Here is a 469-nt window from a genome sequence, read left to right on the forward strand (position 1 = left end):
CTCCAATCACGGCGTCCTGGTCGGGCCGGGGCAGCGAGTGCGCTACAACCGTTGGCGAGCATACGATCAGGCGCTAGTTGGACACCCAGCCGAGCGCCGTCACATTCGCGAAATCATCTTCGGTCATCGCCGTTCAACGCGCTACTTCCAAATCACCAAAGGGGCAACAGACCAGCCTGAGCAAGCCGATAGTTGGTTCATCATGACCAACTTGCCAGGAGACATTTTACGGCTGCCAGGATTGTACACCTTGAGAACTTGGATCGAGTATGGCTTCAAGCAAGTCAAGAATGAACTGGGTTGGGCGGACTTTCGCCTGACCGACTACTCAAGTATTGAGCGGTGGTGGGAAATCATCTTCAGTGCCTACCTGCTCGTGACACTTCATGCTGAGTCTTTCAAGGGCACCTCGAAGAATTAGTTAAAAGAAGTCTTAGTACGAGACAAGCATGAGATCATTGTAGTGAGC

General features: G+C 52.5%; 1 pseudogene. It reads left to right on the forward strand.

From position 1 onward, the window contains the following. Positions 1 to 421 (forward strand): annotated as a pseudogene (locus D7Y13_RS45460) (IS701 family transposase); the annotation flags it as partial. Positions 422 to 469 lie beyond the last annotated feature (48 nt).

This window comes from Corallococcus praedator, assembly GCF_003612125.1.
Taxonomy (GTDB): domain Bacteria; phylum Myxococcota; class Myxococcia; order Myxococcales; family Myxococcaceae; genus Corallococcus; species Corallococcus praedator.